At 55.3% G+C, this 19,909-nt stretch carries 19 protein-coding genes and 1 tRNA gene; 5 read left to right on the forward strand and 15 right to left on the reverse strand.

Annotated features, from left to right (window positions below):
- Positions 1-107: 107 nt before the first annotated feature.
- Positions 108-626 carry a type 1 glutamine amidotransferase domain-containing protein gene (locus tag IAE50_RS05135; RefSeq protein ID WP_200134835.1) on the forward strand — a complete coding sequence of 173 codons (519 nt, stop codon included), beginning with the start codon at positions 108-110 and terminating at the stop codon, positions 624-626.
- Here IAE50_RS05135 and IAE50_RS05140 read toward each other — a convergent pair.
- Positions 612-1,049 carry a YhbP family protein gene (locus IAE50_RS05140; protein ID WP_200579739.1) on the reverse strand — a complete coding sequence of 146 codons (438 nt, stop codon included), beginning with the start codon at positions 1,047-1,049 and terminating at the stop codon, positions 612-614. The genes IAE50_RS05135 and IAE50_RS05140 overlap by 15 nt on opposite strands.
- Positions 1,050-1,063: 14 nt before the next feature.
- On the opposite strand from IAE50_RS05140, the gene IAE50_RS05145 reads away from it, so the two are divergent.
- The gene (locus tag IAE50_RS05145; RefSeq protein ID WP_076769244.1) at positions 1,064-1,405 is read left to right on the forward strand and encodes a GIY-YIG nuclease family protein; all 342 of its coding nucleotides are present in this window, start codon (positions 1,064-1,066) and stop codon (positions 1,403-1,405) included.
- Here the strand turns inward: IAE50_RS05145 and IAE50_RS05150 are convergent.
- Together IAE50_RS05150 and IAE50_RS05155 are read right to left on the reverse strand one after the other, a co-directional pair.
- Positions 1,392-1,895, reverse strand: coding sequence for a GNAT family N-acetyltransferase (locus IAE50_RS05150; protein WP_200134833.1), 504 nt, complete (start codon positions 1,893-1,895; stop codon positions 1,392-1,394). The genes IAE50_RS05145 and IAE50_RS05150 overlap by 14 nt on opposite strands.
- Positions 1,889-2,413, reverse strand: coding sequence for an SCP2 domain-containing protein (locus IAE50_RS05155; protein WP_023480822.1), 525 nt, complete (start codon positions 2,411-2,413; stop codon positions 1,889-1,891). Before IAE50_RS05155 ends, IAE50_RS05150 begins: the two co-directional genes overlap by 7 nt.
- Positions 2,414-2,653: 240 nt before the next feature.
- Here IAE50_RS05155 and IAE50_RS05160 point away from each other — a divergent pair, with 240 nt between their 5' ends.
- The 3 genes from IAE50_RS05160 (at position 2,654) to IAE50_RS05170 (ending at position 5,683) form a co-directional block, all read left to right on the forward strand.
- Positions 2,654-3,649 carry a peptidase U32 family protein gene (locus IAE50_RS05160; RefSeq protein WP_200579740.1) on the forward strand — a complete coding sequence of 332 codons (996 nt, stop codon included), beginning with the start codon at positions 2,654-2,656 and terminating at the stop codon, positions 3,647-3,649.
- Between the two features lie 7 nt (positions 3,650-3,656).
- Positions 3,657-4,535: a U32 family peptidase gene (locus IAE50_RS05165; protein ID WP_200579741.1), complete on the forward strand. Its 879-nt coding sequence runs from the start codon at positions 3,657-3,659 to the stop codon at positions 4,533-4,535.
- Between the two features lie 140 nt (positions 4,536-4,675).
- Positions 4,676-5,683, forward strand: coding sequence for a luciferase-like monooxygenase (locus IAE50_RS05170; protein ID WP_200579742.1), 1,008 nt, complete (start codon positions 4,676-4,678; stop codon positions 5,681-5,683).
- A gap of 272 nt (positions 5,684-5,955) precedes the next feature.
- Here the strand turns inward: IAE50_RS05170 and mtr are convergent, their stop codons facing one another.
- The 12 genes from mtr to IAE50_RS05230 form a co-directional block, all read right to left on the reverse strand.
- The gene (gene mtr / locus IAE50_RS05175) at positions 5,956-7,200 is read right to left on the reverse strand and encodes a tryptophan permease (RefSeq protein ID WP_200579743.1); all 1,245 of its coding nucleotides are present in this window, start codon (positions 7,198-7,200) and stop codon (positions 5,956-5,958) included.
- A 141-nt stretch (positions 7,201-7,341) separates the two neighbouring features.
- Positions 7,342-9,243, reverse strand: coding sequence for a DEAD/DEAH family ATP-dependent RNA helicase (locus IAE50_RS05180; protein WP_200579744.1), 1,902 nt, complete (start codon positions 9,241-9,243; stop codon positions 7,342-7,344).
- Positions 9,236-9,316, reverse strand: a complete 81-nt coding sequence (gene yrbN, locus IAE50_RS26715) for a protein YrbN (RefSeq protein WP_124971232.1) — start codon at positions 9,314-9,316, stop codon at positions 9,236-9,238. Before yrbN ends, IAE50_RS05180 begins: the two co-directional genes overlap by 8 nt.
- Before the next feature lie 109 nt (positions 9,317-9,425).
- Positions 9,426-10,310 (reverse strand): lipoprotein NlpI, encoded by an 885-nt coding sequence (gene nlpI / locus IAE50_RS05190; RefSeq protein WP_023481039.1) that lies wholly within the window; start codon positions 10,308-10,310, stop codon positions 9,426-9,428.
- 109 nt (positions 10,311-10,419) lie between these two features.
- A complete protein-coding gene (gene pnp / locus IAE50_RS05195) occupies positions 10,420-12,555 on the reverse strand; it encodes a polyribonucleotide nucleotidyltransferase (RefSeq protein ID WP_200579745.1) in 2,136 nt (711 codons plus the stop codon).
- Between the two features lie 244 nt (positions 12,556-12,799).
- Positions 12,800-13,069: a 30S ribosomal protein S15 gene (rpsO, locus tag IAE50_RS05200; RefSeq protein WP_017457357.1), complete on the reverse strand. Its 270-nt coding sequence runs from the start codon at positions 13,067-13,069 to the stop codon at positions 12,800-12,802.
- 145 nt (positions 13,070-13,214) lie between these two features.
- Complete coding sequence (gene truB, locus IAE50_RS05205) at positions 13,215-14,162, reverse strand: tRNA pseudouridine(55) synthase TruB (RefSeq protein ID WP_200579746.1); 948 nt, start codon at positions 14,160-14,162, stop codon at positions 13,215-13,217.
- A complete protein-coding gene (gene rbfA / locus IAE50_RS05210) occupies positions 14,162-14,563 on the reverse strand; it encodes a 30S ribosome-binding factor RbfA (protein ID WP_023480926.1) in 402 nt (133 codons plus the stop codon). Before rbfA ends, truB begins: the two co-directional genes overlap by 1 nt.
- Positions 14,564-14,658: 95 nt before the next feature.
- Positions 14,659-17,373 (reverse strand): translation initiation factor IF-2, encoded by a 2,715-nt coding sequence (infB, locus tag IAE50_RS05215; RefSeq protein ID WP_023480825.1) that lies wholly within the window; start codon positions 17,371-17,373, stop codon positions 14,659-14,661.
- 24 nt (positions 17,374-17,397) lie between these two features.
- A complete protein-coding gene (gene nusA / locus IAE50_RS05220) occupies positions 17,398-18,885 on the reverse strand; it encodes a transcription termination factor NusA (RefSeq protein ID WP_124967188.1) in 1,488 nt (495 codons plus the stop codon).
- Positions 18,886-18,913: 28 nt separating this feature from the next.
- Positions 18,914-19,366, reverse strand: coding sequence for a ribosome maturation factor RimP (rimP, locus tag IAE50_RS05225; protein ID WP_017457352.1), 453 nt, complete (start codon positions 19,364-19,366; stop codon positions 18,914-18,916).
- A 209-nt stretch (positions 19,367-19,575) separates the two neighbouring features.
- Positions 19,576-19,652: transfer RNA gene (locus tag IAE50_RS05230), tRNA-Met, on the reverse strand.
- Between the last annotated feature and the right edge of the window lie 257 nt (positions 19,653-19,909).

Consider the following 19,909-nt stretch of genomic DNA (forward strand, 5'->3'; position numbering starts at 1 on the left):
ACAGACGAATCTGCCTTGCAATGTCAGCCTCGTGAACCAGGCTTACGGTTACTGGTGAGTTACAGTATGGATAACTCCCTTTCTGAAGCCAAAACAACGGAGGAAGTATGAGCAAGAAAATAGCGGTCTTGATCACCGACGAGTTTGAAGATTCAGAATTCACCTCTCCGGCAGAAGCGTATCGCAAGGCCGGACATGAGGTTGTGACGATTGAGAAAGAGGCCGGAAAAACCGTCACCGGCAAACAGGGCGAGGCAAAAGTTAAGATCGATAAAGCCATTGATGAGGTGAGCCCGGATGAATTTGACGCCCTGCTGTTACCCGGCGGTCACTCCCCTGACTCCCTGCGCGGCGACGATCGCTTTGTCACCTTTACCCGCCAGTTTGTTGACTCCGGTAAACCGGTATTCGCCATCTGCCACGGCCCGCAGTTGCTGATCAGCGCTGATGTTATTCGCGGCCGCAAGCTGACGGCGGTGAAACCGATTGTGATTGATGTGAAAAACGCGGGTGCGGAGTTCTTCGACCAGGAAGTGGTAATCGATAAAGATCAGCTGGTCACCAGCCGTACGCCTGATGACTTACCGGCATTTAACCGCGAAGCGCTGCGTCTACTCGGTGCCTGAGTCGCGTAACCAGTGAAACTTTTTGCCAAACCCCAGCGTGTTGTCGGTGAATTTGATTTCGCTAAGGCGAATCTCCCACATCGGGGCTGACAGCGCGCGGGCTATCGGAAAGCGTCGGTTATAGCGTTCGCGCAGCACCGCGCTTTCCGCCTCTTCCAGCCGTTTTATCTCACCGGAAAACTGTACGCCGCGAATCAACGCGACGCTTTTCGGCTGCCCGTTAACCGTACCGGCAACCTTAGCCTGTCTGCCTGTCATCTGTGAATGGCGCGTTTTATCATCGCTCAGCACATAGAAGGCGACGGCCTGCGGATCGTAGATATAAAACGCATTGGCGCACCAGAGTTCACCCTCTTTTGCCACGCACCAGGTCACGACATGCTGCTTTGCCAGCCAGCGGTTAATCGCCGCAAGGGACTCCATTTTTTCTCCTTCTCATGCTATTTTTCGCCCACCTTAACACAGCGAAGATTGCCATGACGCCCTGGTTTCTCTATCTCATCCGCACACGCGACAACCTGCTCTACACCGGTATTACCACCGATGTCGCGCGGCGTTTTACGCAGCATCAAACGGGAAAGGGAGCAAAAGCGTTGCGCGGTAAGGGCGCGCTGGAACTGGTCTTTTCGGCGCAGGTTGGTGAGCGTTCGCTGGCGCTACGCCTTGAGTACCGCATTAAGCAGTTGACCAAGCACCAGAAAGAGCGCCTCGTTGCCGGAGAGGGCATCTTCGAGGCGCTGCGGGAAACACTGCTGACGTCAGCGGTTAAAAGCGATTGAAGTGATCGCTGTACTCCACCAGACCACTGACGCCATTGAAGGCGTCGTCAGCCAGGCGATGGACGAGGAATGCGGCGTCGCTTTGCGACCAGGCGCAGCGTAAATCGTACTGCGAGGCGCGCTCAAAGCCTAAACGCTGGTAGAAATCCGCATCACCCAGCGTTACCGCAGCGGCGTAGCCAAATTCATTGAGGGAATCCAGCCCTTCATAGACGAGCTGGCGGGCGATGCCCTGACCACGGTAAGCCTCGTCTACCGCCAGCGGCGCGAGCGCGACCCACTGTAACTCCTCTCCTGCGACAGCGACCGGGCTAAATGCCACATAGCCGACCACCTGCCCTTCATCGTCCGTGGCAACGCATCCCAGCGTGATCAACCCGTCTTCGCGCAGATCGTGCACCAGAGAGGCTTCAGCTTCACCGCTAAAACTGCGGCGCAGCAGGGCATCGATACCGGGTGCATCAATGGGAATTTCAACTCTAATCAGCATGGCTCACCTACAGAAGGTTGTGTCGTTGCAGGCGGCGCTTTCAGGCCAGCCTCAACAAAATCCGCCAGCTGTAGCAGCATCACCCGCAGGGGTTTTGGCATCTGCTCCAGCTCAATGGCGTCCATCAGGTTTTTAACATACAGCCCCAGTTCCGTGTCCCCTTCAATAAGCAGGCGACGCTGGAAGAAAAGCGTATCCGGATCCTGTTTTCGCGCGGCAATCATCAGTAAATCGCTGGCATCGGCGCTAAAGCTGACATCCGCGTCGGCAGACTCACGTACGATCATCTGCCCATCCTCAACAGAGGTATACCACGTCAGGCCAATATCACGTACCTGAATACTTAACCAGCGCCCTTCGAGAAACTCAAGCTCACCCTCCGCCAGCGCCTGTTGGAATTGCCAGCGCAGCACCTGCTCAAGTACCTGACGTTTAAGCACAAACGGCGTCAGCTTCACCGGAAAAGCAAGCAGTGACGGGCCAAGATGAACAAGCTGTGAGCGCAATTTTTCCAACACGACGATGACTCCCTGAAGTGATAATGCGGGCTATTTTGCCACAATCAGCCGTGTGCATAGCGGCGCACATCAACAATTACGGAATAAATGGGCAACGATTATTGCCGTCATCAATACGCATTTAACTGCCTCAAATCAAAAATTGTCGCTGACAGGTTAACTAGAATCCCAGTTCATTAACAATTCAGTGACCCTTCGGGGTACGCCCGGGCCACTGCGCCCCTGATTGCAGGAAAGACTATGGAGTTGCTCTGCCCTGCCGGGAACCTACCGGCACTGAAAGCGGCCATCGAAAACGGTGCCGATGCGGTGTATATCGGCCTGAAAGATGACACGAACGCCCGCCATTTTGCCGGACTCAACTTTACCGAGAAGAAGCTGCAGGAAGCGGTCAGTTTCGTCCACCAGCACCGCCGCAAGCTGCATATTGCTATCAACACCTTTGCGCACCCGGATGGCTATCAGCGCTGGGAGCGCGCGGTGGATATGGCGGCGCAGATTGGTGCCGATGCGCTGATCCTGGCCGATCTCGCCATGCTGGAGTATGCCGCCGCGCGTTATCCGCACATCGAGCGTCACGTCTCCGTGCAGGCCTCGGCGACCAACGAAGAGGCAATCCGCTTCTATCACCGTCACTTTGATGTCGCCCGCGTGGTGCTGCCGCGCGTACTCTCCATTCATCAGGTCAAACAGCTTGCCCGCGTGACGCCGGTGCCGCTGGAAGTGTTTGCCTTCGGCAGCCTCTGCATCATGGCCGAAGGGCGCTGTTACCTCTCCTCTTACCTGACCGGCGAGTCGCCGAATACCGTCGGTGCCTGCTCTCCGGCGCGCTTTGTGCGCTGGCAGCAGACGCCGCAGGGGCTGGAATCACGCCTCAACGATGTGCTGATCGATCGCTATCAGGAGGGGGAAAATGCCGGTTACCCGACGCTGTGCAAAGGGCGCTATCGGGTGGATGGCGAGCGCTACCACGCGCTGGAGGAGCCGACCAGCCTCAATACGCTTGATCTGCTGCCGGATCTGCTGGCGGCGAATATCGCCTCGGTGAAGATTGAAGGACGCCAGCGCAGCCCGGCGTATGTCAGCCAGGTGGCAAAAGTGTGGCGACAGGCGATCGATCGCTGCATCGCTTCACCGCAGGATTTTGTGCCGCAACCGGCGTGGATGGAGACACTCGGTGCCATGTCAGAAGGCACCCAGACCACCCTCGGCGCGTATCACCGTAAATGGCAGTAGGTAAACCATGAAATATTCATTAGGGCCGGTGCTTTACTACTGGTCAAAAGAGACGCTTGAGGAGTTTTATCAGCAGGCGGCAAACAGCCGCGCTGATGTGGTCTATCTCGGCGAAGCGGTGTGCAGCAAACGCCGCGCCACCAAAGTGGGTGACTGGCTGGCGATGGCGAAAGCGCTGGCCGACAGCGGCAAACAGGTGGTGATTTCAACGCTGGCGCTGGTGCAGGCCTCATCGGAACTCAACGAACTGAAGCGCTATGTCGATAACGGCGAGTTTCTGCTGGAGGCGAGCGATCTCGGGGTGGTCAATATGTGCGCCGAGCGCAAGCTGCCGTTTATCGCCGGGCATGCCCTCAACTGCTATAACGCCGTTACCCTGCGTTTACTGCTGAAACAGGGGATGGTGCGCTGGTGCATGCCGGTGGAGCTCTCCCGGGACTGGCTGGTAAACCTGCTCGATCAGTGCGAAACGCTCGGTATTCGCCAGCAGTTTGAAGTCGAAGTGTTGAGCTACGGCCATCTGCCTCTCGCCTACTCTGCCCGCTGCTTTACCGCGCGCTCGGAGAATCGGCCAAAGGATGAGTGCGAAACCTGCTGCATTAAATACCCGACCGGGCGCAGCATGCGTTCCCAGGAAGATCAGCAGGTTTTCGTGCTCAACGGCATTCAGACCATGAGCGGTTATGTCTACAACCTCGGTAATGAGCTGACCTCGATGCAGGGGCTTGTCGATGTGGTACGGCTCTCGCCGATGGGGAGTGAAACCTTCACCATGCTGGAGGCGTTTAAAGCGAATGAAACCGGGAGCGCGCCGCTGCCGCTGGCGTCGAACAACGACTGCAATGGCTACTGGCGCAGGCTGCCGGGACTGATGCTCGAGGCGTAAAAGGCTCACTTTGTTAACAGCAATCGTCGCCCGTTCATGCAGTATGAAAGTTGCAGCTTTTCTGGCCTGACGCGGCTCCTTGCGCCAGGCTGGAAGAAGACCTTCAATCTGATGACGATGCTGTAGCAAAGTGAGTGTTTATGTCTGAGAAAACCGTTGCGTTTTCGGTGCTGGATTTAGCGCCGATTCCACAAAACTCAAGCGCGCGTGACGCGTTTACCCATTCCCTCGATCTGGCGAAGCTGGCAGAGAAGCGCGGTTACGATCGCTTCTGGCTGGCGGAGCACCACAACATGACCGGGATCGCCAGCGCGGCGACGTCGGTATTGATCGGTTACCTGGCAGCGAATACGCAAACCCTGCGTCTCGGCTCTGGCGGCGTGATGCTGCCGAACCACGCTCCGCTGGTGATTGCCGAGCAGTTCGGTACGCTGAATACGCTCTATCCTGGACGTATCGATCTCGGGCTTGGTCGTGCGCCGGGCAGCGATCAGCGCACCATGATGGCGCTGCGCCGCCATATGAGCGGCGATGTTGATAATTTCCCGCGCGATGTGAAGGAGCTGGTCGACTGGTTTGACGCCAACGATCCGAACCCGCACGTGCGCCCGGTGCCGGGCTACGGCGAGAAGATCCCGGTGTGGCTGTTAGGCTCCAGCCTTTACAGTGCGCAGCTCGCCGCCCAGCTTGGTCTGCCGTTTGCCTTCGCCTCACACTTTGCGCCGGATATGCTTTTCCAGGCGCTGCATCTCTATCGTACCCAGTTCAAGCCCTCGGCGCGGCTGGAAAAACCCTATGCGATGGTGTGTATCAATATTGTCACAGCTGATAGCAACCGCGATGCGGAGTATCTCTTTACCTCGATGCAGCAGGCGTTTGTGAAGCTGCGCCGTGGTGAGACGAGCCAGTTGCCGCCGCCGATTGAGAATATGGATCACTTCTGGTCGCCGTCTGAAAAGTATGGCGTGCAGCAGGCGCTGAGCATGTCGCTGGTGGGTGATAAAGCGAAAGTGCGCCACGGTCTTGAGTCGATCCTGCGGGAAACGGATGCGGATGAGATTATGGTTAACGGGCAGATTTTCGATCACCAGGCGCGGCTGCACTCGTTTGAGTTGGCGATGCAGGTGAAAGAGGCGTTGTTCGGTTAGAACGTTGCCCGGCTTTTGTGCCGGATGGCGCTGACGCTTATCCGGCCTGCGGGGATGGTGCGGTGTTTATGCCGGATGGCGCTGCGCTTATCCGGCCTACGGGATCGTGCGGACTTTATGCCGGATGGCGCTGCGCTTATCCGGCCTACGGGATCGTGCGGTGTTTATGCCGGATGGCGCTGGCGCTTATCCGGCCTACGGGGATCGTGCGGTGTTTATACCGGATGGCGCTGCGCTTATCCGGCCTACATAATTGTGCAGGCCGGGTTTGATCAGTGATAGACCGGCAGCAGATCAAAGCTTGATAACAGATGAACTACCGCGTTACCTGCGCCGAAAAGCAGGATCAAAACAATCATCGGCTTACCGCCCCAGACGCGAAACGCCGGGCTGCCGAAGCGTTTACGTGACGCATTCGCCAGCAGCGCTGGCACAATCGCTGCCCAGATAGTGGCGGCTAAACCCGCATAACCAATGGCGTATAAAAAGCCGTTCGGCCATAGCAGACCCCCAATAATCGGCGGCAGGAATGTCAGCAGCGCGGTTTTGAAACGCCCAAGCGGCGCATCATCAAACTTAAAGAGATCCGCCAGGTAATCAAACAGCCCCAGCGTTACGCCGAGGAAAGAGCTGGCAACGGCAAAGTTAGAGAAAATCACCAGCAGCAGATCGAGGCTGCGGCTATTCAGCACCCCGCTCAATGCCTGCACCAGCACGTCAATATTGCCGCCTTTTGCCGCGATATCGATAAACGCCGGACGGGCAATATTCCCCATCGTCACCAGTAACCAAATCACATACAGCCCAAGTGCCAGCAGCGTACCGTAGACCAGGCAGCGGGTAATCACGCGCGGATCCTTGCCGTAATATTTCATCAGGCTCGGCACATTGCCGTGGTAGCCGAAAGAGGCGAGACAGAACGGCAACGTCATTAGCAGGTAGGGCGTGTAAGAGGCGTTGCTCTGCGCCACGTTAAACAGCGTTGCAGGCTGCACATGCCCGAGCAGGCTGCCGAAGGTGAGGAAAAAGGTGATCACTTTTGCGCCCAGCACAATTGCCGTCATGCGGCTGACCGCGTGGGTTGAGAGCCAGACGATAAAGGCCACCAGCAGCGCAAACCCCAGCCCTGCCAGGCGCGGCGGCACATCCAGCGACATTTCAGCAAAGGTGTGGTGCAGGATCGAGCCGCTCGCCGAGATGTAGGCGTAGGTCAGGATATAGAGCACAAAGGCGATGGAGAGGCCGTTGATCAGGTTCCATCCTTTACCCAGCAGATCTTTGGTAATGGTGTCGAAGCTCGCGCCGCTGTGGTAGTTGAGGTTGGCTTCAAGGATCATCAGGCCCGAGTGCAGCATGCAGAACCAGGTAAACACCAGTGCCAGAAGCGACCAGAAGAACCACGCGCCGGACATTACCACCGGCAGGGAAAACATGCCTGCGCCAATAATTGTGCCGCCGATAATCACCACTCCGCCGAACAGCGAAGGGGAAGCCTGGGTGGTTGTCAGTGTCGACATCTGAAACGTTCTCCTGTAATGGCGCTATGCCGAAAGTAAAGCCGATGCATTGTACCAGTACAGGAGTACATTGCGGATAAAAAAAGCCCCAATCTTTTCGATCGGGGCTGTATCTATTACTTTACGTTTGAAGCGTAAGGTTTACGCGTCACGACGACGGGTCGTACCTTCTTCGCGGCGCGGGCCGCGATTTTCACGACGCTCACCGCTGAAACGGCCTGCACCAGCCGGTGCTGCGCCATCACGACGCGGACCGCGACCGCCTTCACGACGCTCGCCGCCGCCAAAGCTACGACGCTCACCGCCAGGACGGCGTTCGCTGCGCTCACGCGGCTGTGCATCGCCCAGCAGCTGCATATTCATCGGTTTGTTGAGAATACGCGTGCGGGTAAAGTGCTGCAGAACCTCGCCCGGCATGCCTTTCGGCAGCTCGATGGTGGAGTGCGAACCGAACAGCTTGATGTTACCGATGTAGCGGCTGCTGATGTCGCCTTCGTTGGCGATTGCGCCAACGATATGACGAACTTCAACACCGTCATCACGGCCCACTTCAATACGGTACAGTTCCATATCACCAACATCGCGACGCTCACGACGCGGACGGTCTTCACCGGCACGTTCAGTACGCGGACCACGTTCATTGCGGTCGTTACGATCGCCACGGCGTTCGAAACGCTCATCACGCTCGCGGAACTCACGCTTAGGACGCATCGGTGCATCCGGCGGCAGGATCAGCGGACGTTCGCCCTGTGCCATTTTCAGCAGTGCGGCAGCCAGCGTTTCGATATCCATCTCTTCTTCAGAAGAGGGCTGGATTTTCGCCAGCAGCGCGCGGTACTGGTCCAGATCGCTGCTTTCCAGCTGCTGCTGTACTTTCGCGGCGAATTTTTCCAGGCGGCGTGTGCCGAGCAGTTCTGCGTTCGGCAGCTCTACTTCCGGAATGGTCAGCTTCATCGTACGTTCGATGTTGCGCAGCAGACGACGCTCGCGGTTCTCAACGAACAGCAGGGCGCGGCCAGCACGGCCCGCACGACCGGTACGGCCGATACGGTGAACGTAAGACTCGGAGTCCATCGGGATGTCATAGTTAACAACCAGGCTGATGCGCTCAACGTCCAGGCCACGGGCCGCAACGTCGGTTGCAATCAGGATGTCCAGACGACCATCTTTCAGACGCTCCAGAGTCTGCTCACGCAGAGCCTGGTTCATGTCACCGTTCAGCGCGGCGCTGTTGTAACCGTTGCGCTCCAGCGCTTCAGCCACTTCCAGGGTCGCGTTTTTGGTGCGCACGAAGATGATCGCGGCATCAAAATCTTCTGCTTCAAGGAAGCGAACCAGCGCTTCGTTTTTACGCATGCCGTAGACAGACCAGTAGCTCTGGCTGATGTCCGGGCGAGTTGTCACGCTGGACTGAATGCGCACTTCCTGCGGCTCTTTCATAAAGCGGCGGGTAATGCGACGGATCGCTTCCGGCATGGTGGCGGAGAACAGAGCGGTCTGATGACCTTCCGGGATCTGCGCCATGATAGTTTCTACGTCTTCGATAAAGCCCATGCGCAGCATTTCGTCGGCTTCATCCAGCACCAGACCGCTCAGTTTGGAGAGGTCCAGGGTGCCGCGTTTCAGGTGATCCAGCAGGCGTCCCGGCGTACCGACAACGATCTGCGGGCCCTGACGCAGGGCGCGTAATTGCACGTCATAACGCTGGCCGCCGTAAAGAGCAACCACGTTCACGCCATGCATGTGTTTAGAGAAATCGGTCATCGCTTCAGCTACCTGAACCGCCAGTTCGCGGGTCGGAGCAAGCACGAGGATCTGCGGCGCACGCAGGTCCGGATCGATGTTATGGAGCAGCGGAAGAGAAAACGCTGCGGTTTTCCCGCTACCAGTCTGGGCCATGCCCAGCACGTCACGACCGTTCAGCAGGTGCGGAATGCACTCAGCCTGGATCGGAGATGGTTTTTCGTAACCGAGATCGTTAAGGGCTTCAAGGATAGGAGCCTTCAGGCCCAGATCTGCAAAAGTGGTTTCGAATTCAGCCATGTAGTACAAGTGCCTCTATGTCATTGGCGGCCAGTCTACATAACTCATCGTGAAAATATTTGGCAATTTTCATTGAAAAGTGTGAACCGGCTCAAAGTAGGTGTATTGACGAACAACAACGCCCTCACCAGTTAAGGTGATGGCAATCAAAAAAGATTACGGGCTGATGTTTATGTCGTCAGCTATTGCTGGTCCGATTCTGCCAGGTCGTCTTGCTCCTGGCCCAAGAGCGATAATTCCAACAATGCATAACGGTGCTCAACGAAGTTGTGGACGTTGTTAGCAACCGCTAATTTGAACAGTGCCGTAGCGCTGTCCTTATCCCCCAGACTTAGGTAGTACTTACCTAAATAGAAGTTGGTTTCACTGAGATGCTCAGCGAGCGAGGTGTTATCCGTTGCGTCCGCCTTCAGGCGATCCATTAGCTCAGATTCGCTAATGTCACCGAGGTAGAACTCGACAATATTCCATCCCCATTGCTCCTTGTCCGATTTTTCGAAGCGCTGTTTCAGTGCTTCTTTCGCCTTGTGCTCATCGAGCTTCCGCTCAACGATGTAAAGCCACAGGCTACGGAAAGGATCATTAGGATCGTCTTGATAAAACGCCAGCAGATCATCTTGCGCTAACTTATCACGACCGCCATAGTGCAGAGCGATGCCGCGGTTTAAGTGCGCGTAGTTGTAAGTTGGATCAAGCTCAAGTACAGAATCAAACGCTTCATAGGCAGCATCAAAATTGCCTGCCTGCGTTAAATAAATGCCTAAGTAATTGAATACTTCAGGCATATCGGGTCGGATGGCCAGCGCTTGTGAAAAATCATTCCGCGCCAACGCCCTCAAACCGAGACTATCATACAATACTCCGCGCTCATATAAAAGCTGTGCGCGTTCATCATCGGATAAAGCCCGACTGGCAAGAATTTGTTCCATGCGTGCCAGAATCACTTCTTGCTGCAAAGTCGGTTGCAATGGCACCGCGAGGACTTCGCTCTTACGCCAGGCAGAGTTGCTGCATCCTGCCAGCGTTAGAGCTGTCGCAACGAAACACCAGCGCAAAAAAGGCTTCATTTCCTACTCCCGAAGACAACAATTGGATGAACGTCCTGTCCCCCGGCTGCAAACATGGCGTCCTGCCTGAGAATAAGCCCTCCGCCTGCGCGGAGGGCAAAGGCAAACCTTACTCGCCCAGTTCTGCTTGCGGCGCTTCTGACGCTTCAACAGGCTGAGTTTGTTCAGTTGCTTCTTTAATGCTTAGACGAATACGGCCCTGGCGGTCAACTTCCAGAACTTTCACCGGTACTTCCTGACCCATCTGCAGGTAGTCGGTCACTTTCTCTACGCGCTTATCGGCGATCTGAGAAATGTGCACCAGGCCCTCTTTACCGCCACCGATGGCAACAAACGCACCAAAGTCGACGATACGGGTGACTTTACCGTTGTAGATACGGCCCACTTCGATCTCAGCGGTGATCTCTTCGATACGACGAATCGCGAATTTCGCTTTGTCGCCGTCGGTTGCCGCGATTTTCACGGTACCGTCATCTTCGATTTCGATGGTCGTGCCGGTCTCTTCGGTCAGGGCACGGATAACGGAGCCGCCTTTACCGATAACGTCTTTGATCTTGTCCGGGTTGATCTTGATGGTGTGGATACGCGGCGCGAACTCAGAGATATCACCACGCGGCGCGTTAATCGCCTGCTCCATCACGCCGAGGATATGCAGACGTGCACCTTTCGCCTGGTTCAGCGCAACCTGCATGATCTCTTTGGTGATGCCTTCGATTTTGATATCCATCTGCAGCGCAGAGATACCGTCGCGGGAACCGGCCACTTTAAAGTCCATGTCGCCCAGGTGATCTTCATCGCCGAGGATGTCAGACAGAACGACAAAGTTATCGCCCTCTTTCACCAGGCCCATTGCGATACCGGCAACAGCGGCTTTCACCGGTACGCCTGCATCCATCAGTGCCAGCGATGCGCCGCACACGGAAGCCATGGAAGAAGAACCGTTGGATTCGGTGATTTCAGAAACCACACGCACGGTGTACGGGAATTTATCAGCTTCCGGCATAACAGCCAACACGCCGCGTTTCGCCAGACGGCCGTGACCAATTTCACGACGCTTCGGCGAACCGACCATACCGGTCTCACCTACGGAGTACGGAGGGAAGTTGTAGTGGAACAGGAAGCTGTCAGTGCGCTCGCCCATCAGTTCGTCGATGTTCTGCGCGTCACGTGCGGTACCCAGGGTTGCTGTTACCAGCGCCTGCGTTTCACCACGGGTAAAGAGTGCGGAGCCGTGAGTACGCGGCAGAACGCCGGTACGTACGTCCAGACCACGGATCATATCTTTTTCGCGGCCATCGATACGCGGTTCGCCTGCCAGTACGCGGCTACGAACAACGTTTTTCTCGATAGCGTGCAGGATTTCGCTCAGCTCGTTAGCGTCCAGGGACTCATCTTCTGCAACCAGCGTCGCGATGGTTTCAGATTTGATCACGTCAACCTGAGCGTAACGCTCCTGTTTGTCGGTGATGCGGTAAGCATCGCTCAGACGAGATTCTGCCAGCGCTGCAACGCGCGCGTTCAGCGCTTCGTCGACCGCTTCCGGCTGCCAGTCCCAGCGCGGTTTACCCGCTTCTTTCACCAGATCGTTGATGTTCTGAATAACAATCTGCTGCTGCTCGTGGCCATAAACCACCGCGCCCAGCATCTGATCTTCGCTCAGCAGTTCTGCTTCGGATTCAACCATCAGCACAGCTGCTTCGGTACCGGCAACAACCAGATCCAGTTTGCTGGATTTCAGCTCTTCCTGAGTCGGGTTCAGAACATACTGGTCGTTGATGTAACCAACGCGCGCAGAGCCGATCGGGCCGTTGAACGGAATACCAGAGAGAGAAAGTGCAGCAGAAGCACCAATCATCGCCACGATATCCGGGTTAACCTGCGGGTTAACGGAAACCACGGTGGCAATAACCTGGACTTCGTTGACGAAACCTTCCGGGAACAGCGGGCGAACCGGGCGGTCAATCAGACGCGCGATCAGGGTTTCGCCTTCGCTTGGACGGCCTTCACGACGGAAGAAGCCACCCGGGATTTTACCGGCAGCGTAAGTACGCTCCTGGTAGTTGACGGTCAGTGGGAAAAAGTCCTGACCTGGTTTTGCTTTTTTCTGGCCAACAACGGTAACGAATACCGCGGTGTCGTCCATGCTTACCATCACGGCAGCAGTTGCCTGACGGGCCATCATGCCGGTTTCCAGCGTGACGGTGTGTTGACCATATTGGAATTTACGAATGATCGGATTCAGCAAAATTCTATCCTTTCTTAATGAACATCAGCACACCCAGGGCGTGCTGATAATTAAACCGGACCTTCTTGCATCCTCGCGACTAATGACAACCTTAACCCGCCCATTGCGGATAAAGCCTCTCATTAGCCGCGCGAACCTCTGCAATGAAGATCATACCTGGCAACAATACATCAGTTTAGTGCCAATTGCTGCCGCCTGGTTGAAAAAAGGGGCCGTAAAGGCCCCTTCTTGAAACTCGCCAGACTTAGCGACGCAGACCCAGACGCTCGATCAGCGCGGTGTAGCGTGCAACGTCTTTACGTTTCAGATAGTCGAGCAGTTTACGACGCTGAGAAACCATACGCAGCAGACCACGACGGCTGTGGTGATCTTTTTTGTGCTCTGCAAAGTGACCCTGCAGGTGGTTAATCTGAGCAGTCAGCAGTGCAACCTGAACTTCGGTAGAACCGCTGTCGTTAGAACCACGACCAAACTCGGAAACGATTTTTGCTTTAGCTTCAACGCTTAGAGACATTTTCAACTCCAGTGATATAAGAATGACAGGGTGCCGATCTCTAATTCAGCTCCCCCAGGTTTAACGCCGGGTATGTTAAATACATAGCCCGGCGTTAAGCGGCAATATTCTACTCGTAGTCGGGCATTCCCGCAAGGTAAGCCCGTCAGTCAGCAGGATACTCAACAACCAGACGACGCGGCGCAACTCGCCCCTGATCATCAATTTCGCCCATGCCGATAAACTTGCCCTCTTCGCCTTCCGTCACGCGGACCAGCCCTTCGGCCGGCGTAGTGGAAGCGCGCACCGGCTGGCCGTTTTTGAAATAGGCAGCAACCACGGTGGGGATGTTGACAACAGGGAAATCAGACGCCGGGCTATCCATCGGCATCAACAGCGGATCGAGCAGCTCTGCCGCAGGAACATCCTGCTGCTCGGCCTGCTGGACTAACGCCTGCAACTGCTCAAGCGTAATCATCCGCTCAATCGGGTAGCGGCTTACCGCCAGACGACGCAAATAGATAACATGCGCGCCACAGCCCAGCTTTTCACCCAGATCGTCAATGATGGTGCGAATGTAAGTCCCTTTTGAGCAGTGGATTTCCAGCTCCAGCTCATCCCCTTCATGGCGGATAAACAGCAGTTCATAAACGGTAATCGGGCGCGCTTCACGCGGCACTTCAATGCCCTGACGCGCATACTCGTAAAGCTTCTTACCCTGATACTTCAGAGCCGAGTACATCGAAGGGATTTGCTGCGTATTACCGCGAAAGCTCTCCAGCGCGCTCGCCAGCTCTGCGGCGGTAAAGGTCACCGGGCGCTCTTCAACGACCTGGCCATCGGCATCCGATGTATCAGTGCGTTGACCAAGGCGGGCAATTACCCGGTAGCGCTTATCGGAATCCAGCAGATACTGAGAAAATTTTGTCGCCTCACCGAGGCAGATCGGCAGCATGCCGGTTGCCAGCGGATCCAGCGCGCCGGTATGACCCGCACGGTTGGCGTTATAGAGGCGCTTTACTTTCTGCAGGACATCATTGCTTGATGCGCCCTGCTGCTTATCCAGCAGCAGTACGCCATGCACGTCGCGACCGCGACGACGAGGACGACTCATCAGTCCTCCTTGCTGTCGTCCGGGTTCACACGACGTTCATCATCGTGCTTCACCACGCTGGTGACCAGGTTTGACATGCGCATCCCTTCAACCAGCGAGTTGTCGTAGAAGAATGTCAGTTCCGGCACGATACGCAGACGCATCGCTTTCCCCAGCAGGGAGCGGATAAAACCGGAAGCGTCGTGCAGGGCTTTAATGCCCGCTTTGATCGACTCTTCATCTTTGTCATTCAGGAAGGTCACGAACACTTTGGCATACGCCAGATCGCGGGAGACTTCGACACCGGATACGGTGGTCATCATGCCCAGGCGCGGATCTTTGATTTCACGCTGCAGGATAGTGGCAATCTCTTTTTGCAACTCCTGAGCGACGCGCTGCGGGCGACCAAATTCTTTCGCCATATTACTTCTCCAGACTAAAAAGGGGCCGTAGCCCCTTTAGATATCTCTTGCCGGGTGGCGCTTTGCTCCCGGCCTACGTTGCGCTAATGCGTCGATTATTCGATAGAGCGCTTGATTTCGATAATTTCGAAGACTTCGATCATATCGCCGGTACGTACGTCATTGTAGTTCTTAACGCCGATACCACACTCCATGCCGTTACGGACTTCGTTAACGTCATCTTTGAAGCGGCGCAGGGATTCCAGCTCGCCTTCATAGATAACCACGTTGTCGCGCAGGACGCGGATCGGGTTATGACGTTTGACGACGCCTTCGGTAACCATACAGCCAGCAACCGCGCCGAATTTCGGCGATTTGAACACATCGCGCACTTCAGCCAGACCGATGATCTGCTGTTTCAGCTCAGGTGAGAGCATACCGCTCATCGCCGCTTTCACTTCGTCGATCAGGTTATAGATGACGGAGTAGTAACGCAGATCCAGACCTTCCGCTTCGATCACGCGACGTGCAGAGGCATCGGCACGAACGTTGAAGCCAACCAGGATAGCGTTGGACGCAGCAGCAAGCGTGGCGTCGGTTTCGGTGATACCACCTACGCCAGAGCCAACAATCTTCACTTTCACTTCTTCAGTAGAGAGTTTCAGCAGCGAGTCAGAGATCGCTTCCACGGAGCCCTGAACGTCAGCTTTCAGCACGATGTTCACTTCGTGCACTTCGCCTTCGGTCATGTTGGCAAACATGTTCTCCAGCTTAGATTTCTGCTGGCGAGCCAGTTTAACTTCGCGGAATTTGCCCTGACGATAGAGCGCAACTTCACGTGCTTTCTTCTCGTCACGTACCACGGTGGCTTCATCACCCGCCGCCGGAACGCCGGAGAGACCGAGGATTTCCACCGGAATGGACGGACCCGCTTCGGTCACTTCACGACCCAGCTCGTCACGCATCGCACGGACACGGCCATATTCGAAGCCGCAGAGTACGATGTCGCCTTTATGCAGCGTACCTTCACGCACCAGGACGGAAGCTACCGGACCACGACCTTTATCCAGGAAGGATTCGATAACAACACCGCTCGCCATGCCGTTACGGACAGCGTGCAGTTCCAGAACTTCGGCCTGCAGCAGGATTGCATCCAGCAGGTCGTCGATACCAGTACCGGCTTTCGCGGAGACGTGTACGAACTGGCTTTCGCCGCCCCACTCTTCCGGAATGATCCCGTACTGAGAGAGTTCGTTTTTAACGCGATCCGGATCGGCTTCCGGCTTATCGATTTTGTTCACTGCAACAACTACCGGCACTTTCGCCGCTTTCGCGTGCTGAATAGCTTCGATAGTCTGCGGCATCACGCCATCGTCTGCTGCGACAACCAGAACAACGATATCCGTTGCCTGAGCACCACGGGCACGCATTGCGGTAAACGCGGCGTGGCCTGGGGTATCCAGGAAGGTGATCATGCCGTTGTCGGTTTCGACGTGGTAAGCACCGATGTGCTGGGTAATGCCGCCCGCTTCAGCGGATGCCACTTTCGTTGAACGAATGTAGTCCAGCAGCGAGGTTTTACCGTGGTCAACGTGCCCCATAATGGTCACAACCGGCGCGCGCGGTTCAACCGCAGCACCTGTGTCACGGTCGCTCATTACCGCTTCTTCCAGCTCGTTTTCACGACGCAGGATAACTTTGTGGCCCATCTCTTCCGCAACCAGCTGTGCGGTTTCCTGGTCGATGACCTGGTTGATGGTTGCCATCGCGCCCAGTTTCATCATCGCTTTGATGACCTGAGAGCCTTTAACTGCCATTTTGTTAGCCAGCTCGCCGACGGTCAGGGTTTCACCGATCACAACGTCACGGTTAACGGCCTGGGCCGGTTTATTGAAGCCCTGCTGCAGTGCAGAACCTTTACGCTGACGGCCGCCTTTACCACCGCGAACCGCGGCACGCGCTTCTTCACGGTCAGCTTTGCTTTCAGAGTGCTTGTTGCCTTTCTTCGGACGCGGGGCTTTAGCGGTACGGGTACGGCCGCGGCCACCTTCGACTTCACGATCGTTATCATCTTCAGCCTGACGTGCATGCTGGGAGGTGGTGACGTGATAATCGCCGGTCGTCTCTTCTTCTTCGCCTGGCGTTGCCGTCCAGGTTGCTTCGTTCTGTTCTGCCATTCGACGGGCTTCTTCCGCTACGCGACGTGCATTTTCTTCCAGTTTACGACGAGCCTCTTCTTCCGCTTTACGCTTAAGTTCCTGCGCTTCGGATTCACGACGGGCTTTTTCCGTCTGGGCTGCCCTGGTCACTTCGTCAGTTTGATGGTTGCTCACTTTGCTATTTTCCGCAGCTTCGCGTTTCGTGCTTTCGGCATTTTCACGTTTAGCTTTTTCTTCAGCTTCACGTTTCAGACGCACTTCGGCTTCACGCTTGGCTTTTTCCTCGGCTTCTCGCTCAGCGGCTTCCTCTGCTTCACGACGGGCCTTCTCCTCCGCTTCACGCATCGCCTCTTCTTCCGCAGCGAGACGTTCAGCCTCTTGTGGATCGCGTTTTACAAAGGTGCGCTTTTTACGGACTTCGATCTGCACCGATTTACTTTTCCCACCGGTGCCCTGAATATTTAATGTGCTGCGCGTTTTGCGCTGCAACGTCAGCTTATCAGGCGCAGAACCGTGTTCACGGTTCAGATGCGCTAACAGCGTCTGTTTTTCCTGCGCCGTCACTGAATCATCAGCAGACTTGCGGATCCCTGCATCAGCAAATTGCTGTACCAGGCGGTCCACAGAGGTTTGAATCTCAGCGGCCAGCGTTTTTACGGTTACATCTGTCATGCTGTTCCTTCCTGCTACAGTTTATTACGCTTCGTCACCAAACCAGCAAATATTACGCGCGGCCATGATGAGCTCACCGGCTTTGTCGGCAGTTAACCCTTCGATATCGCTCAGGTCATCCACACCTTGCTCGGCGAGGTCTTCCAGCGTACAAACACCACGAGCAGCCAGTTTGAAAGCCAGTGCACGATCCAGACCGTCCAGGTTCAGCAGGTCTTCAGCCGGTTCTTTATTCCCCAGGCTTTCTTCCTGCGCCAGCGCCAGAGTAGTCAGTGCGCTTTTCGCACGATCACGCAGCGCTTCGACGGTGTCTTCATCCAGGCCATCGATTTCCAGCAGCTCTTTGATTGGCACATAGGCCAGTTCTTCCAGCGTTGAGAAACCCTCTTCGACCAGAACAGTGGCGAAATCTTCGTCAATGTCCAGATAACGGGTGAAGGTATCAATCGCTGCGTGAGCCTCAGCCTGATGCTTGGACTGCAAATCTTCAACGGTCATAACGTTGAGTTCCCAGCCGCTCAGCTGAGACGCGAGACGCACGTTCTGACCGTTACGGCCAATCGCCTGCGCCAGGTTGCCCGCTTCGACAGCGATATCCATGGTGTGCTTATCTTCATCCACCACGATAGAAGCAACATCAGCCGGTGCCATTGCGTTGATAACGAACTGGGCCGGGTTGTCGTCCCACAGTACGATATCGATACGTTCGCCGCCGAGTTCGGTAGAAACGGCCTGAACGCGGGCACCACGCATACCAACGCATGCCCCAACCGGGTCGATACGCTTGTCGTTGGTTTTCACCGCAATTTTGGCGCGAGAACCCGGATCGCGGGCTGCGGCTTTAATCTCGATAACTTCTTCGCCGATTTCTGGCACTTCAATGCGGAACAGTTCGATCAGCATTTCCGGCTTGGAACGCGTAACGAATAGCTGTGCACCGCGCGCTTCAGGGCGCACTGCGTACAGCACGCCGCGAATGCGGTCGCCCGGACGGAAGTTTTCACGCGGCAGCATATCTTCGCGCAGGATCACGGCTTCAGCGTTGTTACCCAGATCCAGCGTGATGTTGTCGCGGTTCACTTTTTTCACCACGCCGGTGATGATTTCACCTTCGTGCTCGCGGAACTGATCGACAACCATTGCGCGCTCTGCTTCACGTACTTTCTGTACGATAACCTGCTTCGCGGTTTGGGTGGTGATACGGTCAAACGTCACGGACTCAATCTGATCTTCAACGTAATCGTCGAGGTTCAGGCTCTCATCTTCGTAACGTGCCGCTTCGAGAGTGATTTCACGCGTCGGCTGCGTCACTTCTTCTACGATCAGCCAGCGACGGAATGTGTCGAAATCACCGCTTTTACGATCGATGCTTACACGCACATCAATCTCTTGCTCATATTTTTTCTTGGTTGCTGTAGCCAGAGCACTTTCCAGCGCTTCAAAGATTTTTTCACGCGGAAGCGACTTTTCGTTAGAAACAGCTTCAACAACAGCCAAAATTTCTTTGTTCATTGGGGGCCTTTCACCTCAATCCAGACTGTTAAAAGTGGGGGACCAGGTTCGCTTTTTGAATATTGCTCAAGGCGAACACTTCATCTTTACCTTCGACCGTAACGGTGATCATTTCGCCATCGACATCTTTAATGATGCCCTGCCACTTACGACGGTTCTGCACCGCCATCCGCAGCACCAGCGAAACTTCGTCGCCCTTAAAGCGCGCGTAGTGCTCAGCCGTAAACAAAGGTCGCTCAAGACCTGGTGAGGAAACTTCCAGGTTATACGCAACGGTAATGGGATCTTCGACATCCAGTACCGCACTGACCTGGTGGCTGACATCAGCGCAATCATCAACATTGATGCCATCTTCACTATCAATATAGATGCGCAGCGTAGATGTGCGACCACGCACAAATTCGATACCGACCAGTTCGTAGCCCAGTGCTTCAACCGGCGCCGTAATCATCTCTGTTAATTTTTGCTCTAATGTGGACAAGTCCACCCCCAAGACATAAAAAAAGGGCATATAGCCCAGTTATTTCGTACTCAGATAACAAAAAACCCCGATAAATCGGGGCTTTAAATAACTGAACCCTATAGCCGCAACTGCGGCCTGGATAACCTTCCGGAAGAACTCTTTTCAAATCCCGCTAAAGAAGGCGTTAAGTCTTCACAGTATATTTGAAAAAGAACACTAAGGGAAAGTGGTTGCGGGGGCCGGATTTGAACCGACGACCTTCGGGTTATGAGCCCGACGAGCTACCAGGCTGCTCCACCCCGCGCCTGAAACGTGGCAAATTTTACTCGATTGAGCGTCAACTTGCAAATAATGCTGGGATTTGGTACCGAAGACGGGACGTAAAACCGGCTTGCAGTATATTGAAAAACATCGCGTTGTGTCAACCGCTCATCTATAGCATCACGTGCTCCGCCGTTGTTGCATATTATTAAGAGAGTTTTTATGCACAGATGCCGCTTTTTCTTTCAGTTATACAATGAAAATTGCGCTTCTCTCTTCCGGTCTGCGCCAAAAGATGAT

The sequence above is a fragment of the Kosakonia sp. S42 genome, assembly GCF_016624785.1.
GTDB lineage: Bacteria > Pseudomonadota > Gammaproteobacteria > Enterobacterales > Enterobacteriaceae > Kosakonia > Kosakonia cowanii.